The organism is Vibrio chanodichtyis (assembly GCF_028863985.1).
GTDB lineage: Bacteria > Pseudomonadota > Gammaproteobacteria > Enterobacterales > Vibrionaceae > Vibrio > Vibrio chanodichtyis.
Genome location: NZ_JARBFT010000005.1, coordinates 161821 through 174020, shown reverse-complemented (window position 1 = coordinate 174020; position 12200 = coordinate 161821). Strand labels below are relative to the sequence as shown.

9 protein-coding genes and 2 pseudogenes are annotated in these 12200 nt (G+C 45.6%); 4 read left to right on the top strand and 7 right to left on the bottom strand.

What is annotated here, in order from left to right; all coding sequences use genetic code 11:
- The first annotated feature begins 700 nt into the window (after positions 1-700).
- Positions 701-2776 (top strand): annotated as a pseudogene (locus PUN32_RS07315) (putative bifunctional diguanylate cyclase/phosphodiesterase).
- Here the strand turns inward: PUN32_RS07315 and rimI are convergent.
- The 4 genes and pseudogenes from rimI to ubiT form a co-directional block, all read right to left on the bottom strand.
- The gene (rimI, locus tag PUN32_RS07310) at positions 2765-3214 is read right to left on the bottom strand and encodes a ribosomal protein S18-alanine N-acetyltransferase (protein ID WP_274722457.1); all 450 of its coding nucleotides are present in this window, start codon (positions 3212-3214) and stop codon (positions 2765-2767) included. The pseudogene PUN32_RS07315 and the gene rimI overlap by 12 nt on opposite strands.
- Before the next feature lie 86 nt (positions 3215-3300).
- Positions 3301-3693 (bottom strand): annotated as a pseudogene (locus tag PUN32_RS07305) (DNA polymerase III subunit psi); the annotation flags it as partial.
- Positions 3694-3812: 119 nt separating this feature from the next.
- A complete protein-coding gene (locus PUN32_RS07300; protein ID WP_274722456.1) occupies positions 3813-4316 on the bottom strand; it encodes a GNAT family N-acetyltransferase in 504 nt (167 codons plus the stop codon).
- Positions 4300-4827 carry a ubiquinone anaerobic biosynthesis accessory factor UbiT gene (gene ubiT / locus PUN32_RS07295; protein ID WP_166013563.1) on the bottom strand — a complete coding sequence of 176 codons (528 nt, stop codon included), beginning with the start codon at positions 4825-4827 and terminating at the stop codon, positions 4300-4302. The genes PUN32_RS07300 and ubiT overlap by 17 nt, the downstream gene beginning before the upstream one ends.
- Positions 4828-5139: 312 nt before the next feature.
- On the opposite strand from ubiT, the gene PUN32_RS07290 reads away from it, so the two are divergent.
- The 3 genes from PUN32_RS07290 to PUN32_RS07280 all read left to right on the top strand — a co-directional run bounded on the left by PUN32_RS07290 (position 5140) and on the right by PUN32_RS07280 (position 9206).
- The gene (locus tag PUN32_RS07290) at positions 5140-7194 is read left to right on the top strand and encodes a bifunctional diguanylate cyclase/phosphodiesterase (RefSeq protein ID WP_274722455.1); all 2055 of its coding nucleotides are present in this window, start codon (positions 5140-5142) and stop codon (positions 7192-7194) included.
- Between the two features lie 107 nt (positions 7195-7301).
- The gene (gene ubiU / locus PUN32_RS07285) at positions 7302-8315 is read left to right on the top strand and encodes a ubiquinone anaerobic biosynthesis protein UbiU (protein WP_274722454.1); all 1014 of its coding nucleotides are present in this window, start codon (positions 7302-7304) and stop codon (positions 8313-8315) included.
- Positions 8316-8327: 12 nt separating this feature from the next.
- Positions 8328-9206: a U32 family peptidase gene (locus PUN32_RS07280; protein WP_274722453.1), complete on the top strand. Its 879-nt coding sequence runs from the start codon at positions 8328-8330 to the stop codon at positions 9204-9206.
- Between the two features lie 86 nt (positions 9207-9292).
- Here PUN32_RS07280 and PUN32_RS07275 read toward each other — a convergent pair whose 3' ends face one another.
- The 3 genes from PUN32_RS07275 to nlpI form a co-directional block, all read right to left on the bottom strand.
- Positions 9293-10630, bottom strand: a complete 1338-nt coding sequence (locus PUN32_RS07275; protein WP_274722452.1) for an MATE family efflux transporter — start codon at positions 10628-10630, stop codon at positions 9293-9295.
- Positions 10631-10668: 38 nt separating this feature from the next.
- The gene (locus PUN32_RS07270; protein WP_274722451.1) at positions 10669-11082 is read right to left on the bottom strand and encodes a MarR family winged helix-turn-helix transcriptional regulator; all 414 of its coding nucleotides are present in this window, start codon (positions 11080-11082) and stop codon (positions 10669-10671) included.
- Positions 11083-11179: 97 nt separating this feature from the next.
- On the bottom strand, positions 11180-12091 hold the full coding sequence (nlpI, locus tag PUN32_RS07265; RefSeq protein ID WP_274722450.1) for a lipoprotein NlpI: 912 nt from the start codon (positions 12089-12091) through the stop codon (positions 11180-11182).
- Positions 12092-12200 lie beyond the last annotated feature (109 nt).

Here is a 12200-nt window from a genome sequence, read left to right as displayed (position 1 = left end):
TAGAGCGATTACTCAGCAAGGTAAATAGCAAACGTTAAAATAACCACTTAATTCAAAAAGAAAAATAATGCACGCCTGATTATAAAACCAATGGAATATGACCATTAAAATCATCAATGATTAACTATCAATTCATTACCAAAACTCGAAAAAATATATAAATCAACAACCGTGACATTCACAAGACAAATGCTTTCGGATATTCCGAAAATTAAACACTAAAAACAACAGCAATTAGACATGTCTATTTAATCAAAATTAAATTATGTAATATTTCCTATGAATCATTTGGCTATAAATTAATTGAAATATGCTCAACGGTTGCATCATATTTCCTCAATAGCGATATTAATTACTCTTCAACTCATGCAGCCCCCCTGCTTTTACTTTTACCCTTCCTACTTGAAGCTGCAGCGGTGTTGGATACGTTCGTTCACTCCAATCACATACTTTGCCTATGTTCATAAGGACTCACTTGCCGCCAACCTGCAACTCCAAGTTATTTGGGTATAAACGTGGGCACCAAATCATATGGATCGACGAGGCATAAAAATACTCTTTTCGTACGAAACACTAAGAATGCAACTTGGTGCAACATATCCGACCAGTAAGTGCTTTGTTTCATATTTTGGGGATGATTGACATAACTTTCTCAACTTCGGCTATAACTTTAGAATGAGACTAATCACGAGCTCAACCGATGACCCAATTTCGCAAATTTCATTCTTTGGCGTTTAAACAAGCTAAAAGTGTCTTTTTAGTTTCGGTGCTATTAGGGCTCTGTTTTAGTCTCTACCACACCTTAGCCGACCTACACGATGAACAAGCTAAGGTACAGGAGTACTACAACATTAAGCTGGCGCAGAGTTATAAAAATGCCAGCCAAGCTGCGTATAACTTAAATAATCTGCAAGCGGAGCAAGTGGCAACCACCTTGATGCTTGATCCTGGTATCTCCAAAGTCGAAATTGTCGATGATTTTGGTGATGTGATGACCAATACCGCGCGCGATGCTTGTGAAGAAACCCGATTAGTCAGTGTACTGGCGGGTTATCTAACCCCAGAGGTCTCGGTTTTTAGTATGGATCTCCATCAACCTAACTCGGATCAGGTGGTTGGAAAACTGAGCTTCTATATTGATGGTTTTTCACTGGCCAGAATGTTTATCGCGAGAACCACCCATGATTTGTTGTTTGATCTGTTGCGAAATATCTTACTGACTTCGATTTTGCTGATTTTTTTCTATCAAAAGCTCTCATTGCCACTCACTATGCTGATCAGTTGAGTCAACTCACTCAATGATACACAACGCGCACCATTACCGGCTCGGCTCAAGCAGAATGATGAACTCAGTGAGTTGGCTTCCACCTTTCAATCCATGTGGCAAGAAAAAGAATTGGCAGAATCCAAGCTCAACCAGCTTGCTTATTACGATAGTTTAACCGGCTTGGCCAACCGTCGTTTATTGCTGCAAAAACTGACGGATGCGATTGAAACCGCCGAAAACTCACACACCACTGGCGTGTTGTTTTATCTCGACCTCGATCGTTTTAAAACTATTAATGATTCACTTGGTCACACAATTGGCGATCAACTGCTCAAAGCGGTGGCGCAACGCATGGACATTTGGGCGCAAAATGCCTATTTATCCGCTCGGATTGGCGGTGATGAGTTTGTGGTGTTGATCCCTTATTTATCGCCCAATAAAGCTGAAAAACTCGCTAAACAGCTGCTTAAGCTGATCTCCAACTCATACAGCGTTGATGATCACCAACTTTATTGTACCGCGAGTATTGGCATCGCGATTTTCCCAGCGCTTGGATGCCGTAATATTGATGTACTACGTCAGGCCGACACTGCCCTGTACCGAGCTAAAGCCAGTGGCCGCAATAAATTTGTCTTCTATGAGCCAGAGATGCAGGCACAGGTGGAGTCTTTTCTAGAGATCGAAAAAGGGCTGCATGAAGCGCTTAAACAGCATCAATTAGAGCTTTATTATCAGCCACAAGTGGATGAACACGGTCAGTTGATTGGCGTGGAAGCGCTGATCCGCTGGCATCATCCTAAACGCGGTTTACTCTCACCAGGGATATTTATGCCGATTGCCGAAGAAACCGGACTGATTCTGTCCATTGGTCACTGGATCATCGAACAAGCGTGCTATCAATACGCCCAATGGAAAAAACAGGGCATTCTACCCGCGCATTTTCACCGCTTAGCCATCAATATTAGCCCATTACAATTTGCACAAGATTCGTTTATCGAACAGGTGAAGCATATCCTCCAGCAAACGGGGATCACTGGCGAACAGATTGAGTTTGAGATCACCGAAGGGTTACTGCTGGAAAACGTGGAAAATGCGCTGCAAAAAATGGCCAAACTCAAAGAGAGTCAGATCAGTATCTCGATTGATGATTTTGGTACCGGTTACTCTTCACTGCGTTATCTAAAAGACTTGGCGATCGATGCTTTGAAAATCGATCGCTCTTTCGTTAATCGGCTTCATCTCGATGATAACGATCAAGCCATCGTCGATACTATTTTGGCGATTGCACGGAAACTGGACTTAGAAGTCATCGCGGAAGGTGTTGAGGATGTTTGCGAGCTTGCCGCCCTTAAAAAGCTTGGCTGCAAGCAATTTCAAGGCTACTTATTTGACAAACCGCTACGGGCAGAGGAGATCGCGCAGCGCTTTATTAGCAATAGCTATGCACAAATCGACCGCTTACCGCTCACCATGGATTGCTCAAAAAACATGGATTGCTCAAAAAAATAGATAACTCATGATGATTGCATCTTCACTTTTACCATTAGCGGCAGGGTAATAGTTAATCCGCCGATCAATTTCATTAAAGCCTGCCTGTTGATACAGCTGAAAAGCGCGCTGATTGCTTTCACGTACTTCAAGCCAAGCGCTTTCAGCCTGTTGTTGCTCACTCTGCTCAATAAAATGCTCTAACAGTTGCTTACCATAACCTTTACCTTGCTGGGCGGGATCTATCGCAATATTGAGTAGCGTTACTTCACCGACGATATTCTGGGCATAGAAATACCCCACTACCTGTTGTTCAACCAGCATCACTTGATGACAGGCTCCTCGGCTAGAGAGATCACGCACTAAAGATTCGGCCCAAGGATGCGAATGAGCACGGCATTCAATGTGCCAAATGGCCTGCAAATGTTCAGTTTGCATCGCGCTAAACCGTGGTGTCATATATGAGTTCCTTGGATGTTCAGTGGCTGAGTCGCGCTGGCTTGCGTGGTGATTTCTTGCGTGGTGGTGGTTTGAGTGGTAGCAGCTTGATAACGACAAATTTGTTGCCACAGAGCGCGGCGATATTGAGTATTGCCGGCAATCTCACTCAAACGAGGTGAGTGTAGCTGTTTTTGTGCTTGGTGAACCATCGGTTCACAGCCAGCAAACCAGATCCACTCAAGGTCTTGATAAGCCAGTTGTTTGAGCTGACTCGGTTGAATATAACGTACCATTGCCAGTTCTAGCTTAAAACTACTAATAATACGCTCTAACAACACAATTTCCGCATCTTGTGGAGGCTGGTTGGCCACCAGCAACAATCGACAATCCGGATCCAATCGCTGCGCAGTCACTTGAAAACCGCTCAAGCGTTCAGGATGGATCAAATCCCATTGTTGAATGCCCATCGCGGATAAATAGTGTGAAGAAGAAAACATGCATGCCTCGCAACTAACTTGAGTGACCATGCTAACAAACCGAGGATAACCGACTCAAGCGCTAATCAAAAAAGGAGCTCAAAAGCTCCTTTCTCTACGGCTAGGTCGATGATAAACGGCTAAACGCTGGCAAATTCTGGACAATATTCAATCAAACCATGACGACCGTCTAATTCTCGTTCCCACAATCCCACCACGCGAAATGCACCTTGCGGCACTTCCCAAGGACAATAGAGCTGATATTGAGCCGCATCTTCAAAACCTAACCGAGCATAATAAGCTGGATCGCCAAGCACTACACAAGCCGGATAACCTAGCTCACCGAGTGAACTTAACCCTTCTTTGACCAACTCGGCACCAATCCCTTGACGACGATATGCTTGCTTAACCGCCAAAGGCGCTAAGCCTTGCCAATTCAAATCTTCACCGGCGACCGTTACTGGGCTAAATAGCACATGACCGACAATTTCCCCCTCATCATCGCAAGCGACTAACGATAAGGTACGCCGCCCATTTTCACGCAGTGCCATTACCAAATTGGCTTCCGCCTCGGTGGCAAAAACCTCTTTGAGCAGTTGATCGACCACCAGAATATCGGCGGGAGCTTCAGTTCGAATAAGCATTAATAACCTCTTGGGATGAGTTCGCTACTGACATCCCTTTATGCACAAAATCGGCTAACTGGTGAAGTAAAATCTGTAAAGGTTTAGGTAATTGTTGCAGATCCACGCTATCCATCAGGTTTTTGACTTCTAATCCAAGTTCGGTATCGCCTTCAATCGAAAGACGGCGTTGGAAAAATAGCGTGTCGGGATCTTCTTTACGTCCCGCGATCAGCACTAAATCATTTAACTCAGCGCTAAAGCTGACATCCTGCTCGACAGGGCTATCCGCCACCACCAATTTATCGTTTTGATAGCTGATAAACCAACGCAAATCGAGATCTTTTATTTCGACTTTCAGCCATTTATCTTCCAAAAACTCAAAATCTCCGTCTTGTAATGCCTCGCGAAATACTAAACTCATTGCATCAAGCAAGGCTTTTTTTTGAACGTTTTGAGGCAATAAATGGATTGGAGATCGCAAAATTGAAGCCGCGTTCTGAACCAGTTGAGTGCGAATCTTGTTTAACACGAGCGTTATCCGTTACCTTGTTAGTCTGTCTACGCGCATCATACTGGATGTCAGGCTACCGATTCCTGTTATGTATCAAAAAAATAACTTGAGGCTGAGAAGCTTCTCTATGCTAGCAATCGCGGTTATAGTGACTCAGTTATCAGATCGGAGTGTAACATTCTGACCATCAGTGCTAATTGCGATTGTTGAAACCAAGCCATGATGAACAGCATAATCTGCATCAGCTGGTATCAACTGCCGCCGATATTAGGCTCAACTTAGAAGGGATCACATAAATGTCACTGCGTATGGACCGTTGGTAATCACTTGATGTCAGTTCAAGCCCTATCCCAACTCCAGCACTGGTTTGCAAAAATTACGTCACATAGTCCGTTCTTTTTTGCCATCCTTGATGATCAACACCAGTATGTGATGGTCAATCAGCGCTATGGTGATATTGCTGGCCTACCATGTGAAGAGATGGTGGGTATGAGTGATAAGCAAGTGTTAGGCGAACATTTTTACAACCATCTCAAACCCTTCTATGAACGAGCTTTTAATAATCAACACATTGAATCCGAGCTAACGCTGAGCGAAATAGACCTCGAAACCAGTTTGCACTTTTCACTGTCACCGCTGGTGGTCAACGAGCAAGTACAATACATCGTGTTTCACGCACTCGATAGCTCAGAAAAACAGATTTTAGCGCGTAGTTTGCAAGAGTCTGAAACTAACTATGCGTTACTAACCAGCCTATTGCCCGATGGTTTGCTGATGGTCGAGAATGACAGCATTCTCTCCGCCAATCCCTCGGCCGCACGTTTACTGGGCTTTGAGGATCCGCAAAAACTGTTAGGTGAAAACCTATCGCGCCTGTTTATCGATGAAAAAACCAAAACCGTTTTTTCCAACCAATTGGCCACTCAACTGACCGAAAGGCCCCTCGTCTGTCTGACCGGACCAAGATGTGGTTTTGAGCACCAAGTGCAACTGCATGCCAAGCATGCCTCACTGCTCGGCAATCAAGCACAATTGATTTTATTACAAAGTGCTGATGATACCCCCAAACCATTTTCAACCACCGCTCAGGTCGATGCCCATCTCGATAGCCTAACTGGTCTGTATAATCGACACGGTTTTACTAAACGTTTACAACAGTGTATCCACAACGAAACCCCGCTGGTGATGTTGTATCTGGATATCGATAATTTTAAAAATATCAATGACTCACTAGGTCATCATATCGGTGATAAGGTGATTAAAGAAGTCGCCGCACGCTTAAAGCGTCTGCTGCCACAACAAGCGATTTTGGGCCATTTGGGCGGTGATGAATTTGGACTAATTTTACCCGAACCTGAGCATCATCGTTCCGCAGAAATGTTGGCAGAGCGAATTATCTCTTTGATTAATCAGCCTTTTGATCTGCACCATTTTAGTAAGCGCTTAGCCTGTTCAATTGGTAGCGTATGCTATCCGCAAGATGGTAATGATGCGCGGGTACTGCTACAAAATGCCGATACTGCAATGTATGAAGCCAAAGAACGTGGTCGCAATCGCCTGATCAAATTTAATGATCAGATGAACAAAGAAGCACGTATGCGTCTGTGGTTGGAAATTGAACTGCAAAAAGCACTGCAGCAAAATGGTTTAGAAGTCTGGTATCAGCCGAAAGTCAACGCACGCGATTTTAGTATCAATGGTGCTGAAGCACTGGTGCGTTGGAAGCATCCCGTTGAGGGCTATATCAGCCCAAGCTCCTTTATTCCAGTGGCAGAAAAAGCAGGCTTGATTGAACACTTAGGTCGCGTGGTGATGCGTGAAGTGTTCGCAACCGTTAAACGCTGGAAGCTACAAGGCATTTTGCCGGGGCGGGTCGCCATCAATATCTCACCAGAACAATTTGGCAATCCGCAGTTAATTGACTACTTAGAAAAACTGCTGCGCACCAGTGGGTTAGATCCAAATTGCATCACTTTTGAGCTAACCGAAAGTGCGGTGATGAGTGATAGCGAACACACGCTACAAATGCTCAATGCGATTAAAAAATTAGGCTTTAGCTTATCAATCGATGATTTTGGCACCGGTTATTCATCGCTCGCCTACTTAGCTCGCTTCCCGATTGATGAACTAAAAATTGACCGCGCATTCATCAGTGATATCGATACTCTACCTAAGCAGTTGACAGTGATAGAAAACATAATCAACTTAGGCCGTTCGCTGAGTTTGACTGTGGTCGCAGAAGGGGTAGAAACCCAGCAGCAAGCAACTTTACTTTCTAACCTCAACTGCCATTCGATCCAAGGCTTCCATTTTTATCGTCCACAGCCAAAACATGAAGTGGAAGAGCTATTTGCCCAAAATCGTCGTCATCACAAATCCCTCTAAGGGGGTAATTTGGTTTTGATTATCGGAAACCTGCCTTATATCAAATCTGCTGCGCTTAATCCTGCCTAGAATGCAAACACTATTCCCTGAATTCAGAGCCTTACGCTATGGAACTTCTCTGTCCGGCCGGAAATTTGCCGGCCCTGAAAACAGCGATTGATTGCGGTGCCGATGCGGTTTACATCGGTTTTAAAGATGATACCAATGCTCGCCATTTTGCCGGTCTTAATTTTAGCGGCAAGAAACTCGAAAAAGCCGTGCAATATGTGCACGATCACCGCAAAAAAATTCATATTGCGCTCAATACGTTTGCTCATCCACATGGTTTTGAACGCTGGACTACCGCCGTTGATCAAGCCGCCGATCTTGGCGTCGATGCCTTAATCATCGCCGATATTGCCGTACTAGAGTACGCGGCGCGCAAATATCCACACCTTGAGCTGCATCTGTCTGTGCAAGCATCAGCCACTAACGTTAAAGCGGTTGAGTTTTATCATCAGAATTTTAACGTCAAACGGGTCGTGCTACCGCGTGTGCTGTCGATCCATCAGGTTAAGCAGCTTTCGCGTAATATTCCACAAGGTGTCGAGCTGGAAGTGTTTGCCTTTGGTAGTTTGTGCATCATGTCCGAAGGGCGCTGCTATCTCTCATCTTATCTGACTGGTGAGTCACCCAATACCGTCGGAGCATGCTCGCCAGCCAAATATGTACGCTGGCAAGAAACTGAATCAGGGCTTGAGTCTCGCTTAAACGAGATCCTGATTGATAAGTATGCTGCTGGAGAAAATGCCGGTTATCCAACCCTATGTAAGGGTCGCTTTATCGCCGAAATCGATACGCAAAGTAAGTGTTACCATGCCTTAGAAGAGCCGACCAGTTTAAATACTTTATCTTTGCTGCCTGAGCTGTTTGCTGCCAATGTCGCGTCAGTAAAAATTGAAGGACGCCAACGCAGTCCTGCCTACGTCGAGCAAGTGACTCGCACATGGCGCGCCGCGATTGATCGCTATCTGGCCAATCCAGCCCATTATCAGGTCGAGCCCCAATGGGATGCGGCACTGGCCAATGTATCGGAAGGAACGCAAACCACACTCGGTGCTTATCACCGTCAATGGCAATAAGGTCACACGATTATGAAGTATGCATTAGGTCCTCTACTCTATTTTTGGCCCAAACAAGACATCGACCGTTTCTATGCCCAAGCCGAAGCGAGCCAAGCCGATATCATTTATCTTGGCGAAACGGTGTGTTCGAAACGGCGTGAACTCAAGCCACAGCACTGGTTGGAGATTGCCAAATCCCTTTCAGCGGCGGGGAAGCAAGTGGTGCTCTCCACCATGGCCCTGCTTGAAGCTCCCAGCGAAATCAACCTGATGAAAAAATACATCGATAACGGTGATTTTGCGATTGAAGCCAATGATGTCTCCGCGGTACAAATGGCACACGAAAAAGGCATTCCTTTTATCGTCGGCCCCGCCATCAACACCTATAACGCACACACATTAAAGCTGTTTTTAAAGCAAGGTATGATCCGCTGGTGTATGCCGGTGGAATTATCACGCGACTGGTTAGTCAATACCTTGCAACAGTGTGATCAGCTAGGCATTATCGGCAAGTTTGAAGTCGAAGTATTTAGCCATGGCTACCTTCCGCTGGCTTATTCCGCACGCTGTTTCACGGCACGAGCAGAAAACCGCGCCAAAGATGAGTGTGAAACCTGCTGTATTCGTTACCCAACCGGTATTCAGGTGGCAAGCCAAGAAGGACAATCAGTGTTTAACCTCAATGGTATTCAGACCCAATCGGGTTATTGCTATAACTTGGTGAATGATTTGCCCAGCATGGCTGGATTAGTCGATGTGGTGCGTTTAAGCCCACTTGGTGTCGAAACCTTTCAGCATCTCCAGCAGTTCAAAGCCAATCAGCATGGGCAAAAACCACAAGTGATCACCCAGCACCAATGTAATGGTTATTGGCATCAATTAGCCGGCTTGGCGATTAAAAACGACTAAGCTTAACTACCTACTAAGCTTAGCTAGCCACTAAACTTAACGACCCACTCAGCGGACAGGTGCCTGCTGAGTGGGTTTGAACACAGTTATACTGGGCAAACTTGCTCAGCATTACCCAAACGCTGCACATCACGCCACAGCATGATTGCCACCACCGTAGCCAGCACAATATTAGAGATTGGCAGCGCAATCCACACCCCAGTCAAACCGAAAAACAGCGGCAAAATCAGCAAAAATGGCAACATAATCGACATATTGCCAAGCGTAATAAACATCGCCTTACCACCGCGATTGATCGATTGATAATACGCCGCACTCACCACCAAAAAACCATCCAGATACATAGCAAATAGGTGTAATTTTATCCCCATCTGCGCACCGGCCATCAGCTCACGGTCGCTAGAGTTAAAAATTGCAATCGCCTGTTCAGGAAACAGATTGAGTAGTATGACAAATAGCATCCCACCCAGCACCGCAATACTCATCGCCAAGCGTAATAATTGCCGAATATGGCCATAGTTACGTGCACCAAAATGGTAACTGGCCAGCGGCTGCATACCATTAGCAATCCCCTCGACCGTCAGATAATAAATCGTCACTATGTAGCCCATCACCGCGTAAGCCCCTACCATGACCGGATCACCATATTCAATCATCAAGGTGTTGTGCAGCGCGACCATGGTTGAACCATAGGCGTACATAAAAAAGCTCGAAGCGCCAATGGTTAAAATCTTAGGTAACGTGCGCCACTCCAACTTAAAACAGTGGCGGGTTAAACGGGTTTTGGCACGTTTGGAGAAGAAATACGCTAAGCCGAGCAAGCTCACAATCGATTGTGCCAAAGTAGTGGCAATCGCAGCTCCCGTCAGCTCCCAATTGAGCCAAGCAATAAACAGATAATCGAGCGCAATATTGCTCAGCGCACCAATCACCATCAGTAAGGTCGCCAAATTGGGACTATTATCGTTACGCAGCAGAAATGGCATCGCAATAGAGCCCAAGGTAAACACGCAGCCGACCAGCAACACTTGTAAATATTGTTGGCCTAATTCAAATACCCGCCCTTGTGCGCCTTGCCAATGCAAAAAATCATCTGCCCTCCACCATAAGATCAAGGCCACTAAAGGCGCTAGCAGCAGTAAACTGGTTAAGCCCGTCGCCAGGGTGCGTTTTGCACTCTCCGCATCACCTTGTCCTTGCTTGATCGAAGCCAGCGCTCCAGTGCCGACGCCCACTAACATGCCGATCCCCAAAATGGTACCGATCACCGGCCAAGCCACATTAATCCCAGCCAACCCTTGCGCACCAACATAGTGGCCAATAAAGATACCGTCCACCACTTGGTACAGACCATTAACCAGCATCGCCGCGACCGTAGGAATGGTATAGCGAACAAACTGTCGGTAAATAGATCGATTCATCATAACAACACGTCTTGTTTAGTTAGTTTATCTAATAAAAATTACGATTGGCGCAATGCTTTGCCGAGTAGCAAATCGAGGATCACCACTTCTTCAGCAGACAAGCTCTGCGCCACTTGCTGGGCTAAAGTTTGATAGACTCGCGCTTCATAAGCCAAATTCTGCTCAGCCTGCTCTGTCAGCTCAAACAACTGAGCACGGGCATCTTCCGCGCAACAAATTCGCTTGACCAAGCCTCGCCGCTCAAGCTTTTTAAGCATATTAGATGCCGAAGGCTTACTGACTTCTAATGCCTGAGCCAAATCGGTTAAACGAATCGCTTGCGGGGAATTCTGCAGCACTTTCAAATAGTCGTACTCATTGAAACTGAGCTGGGCAAAAGGATCCTCTTTGGCATATTTGCGCCACACCTTAGCCGAAAAACGTTCCATTTTCTCAAGATTAGTTTCCAACATAAATTGCACCACATAATTAGCAAGGCTAACTATATTAGCAAAATGACAGGCATAAAAAAAGCCGCGATTGGCGGCTTTTTATGATCAGAAGATCACCCTAAGGAGTCGATGACTCAGCTTTCGAGGTAGCTAAACGCTCTTCACGCACTTGCTGGAAGATACGCCCTAGTTCAAGAAAGGCATAACGGTGCTCTACGTATTCATACACATTGAAAGAGATGGCCAGCTTATACAAGGATAGTGCTTGCGCCAGTTCGCCTTGCATTTGATAACGCTTGCCAAGGTAGAAATAGGCTTCGGTTAACCTTTGGGCTAACAGATCATTTTCACGAGAGCCGGCGATAATCGCTTTAAACGCAATCTCTTCTGGAAGTTGATCCAACATTAAGCCGACTAACACCCACCCCCACTGCTCATCATGCTGCTGATAACGTTGTTGTAGATCGATACGCGCTTGCTCTGGATTCACATCACTTTCGATGATGTATAACCAGATCGCACGAAAAGGATCATTGGGATCTTGTTGATAATGTTTAGTGATCTCTTCCAGCGCCAATTGTGGCCGCTCACCATAGTAAAGAGCAATCGCCCGGTTACGCACCGCATACTCATTACTTGGGTCTAATTCTAGCGTTGAATCAAAAGCTTCATACGCAGCATCAAATTCTCCAGCTTCGGTGTAATACACCCCAAGCAGATTAAACACATCAGGCTGCGCCGGATTGAGCGCCAACGATTGAGTAAAATCGAGCTGAGCCAATTCACGTAAGCCAACGCTGTCATAATTATTCCCACGTTCAAACAACATCTTAGCGCGCAGTTCTGCATCAAGATCTGTTCTTAGCAATAATTGGCTGAGTCGAGCAATTTGCACTTCCTGTTGTACTGAGGCTTGTAGTGGTACCGCCATCGGTGGATACAACCACTGAGTGGCCGATTTATGCTGCGCAGCACAGCCAGACAGTACCGCCAATCCTAGTAGCGCGATCGGTAATCGAAACCATTTCACTCATCATACTCCTGTGGATTTCGCATAAAAAAAGGGAGCGAATAACGCTCCCCTTTATAACACGCTTTGGCTATGAAAAGAAAAGCCGTGTTGTTTTTACCATCAAAGG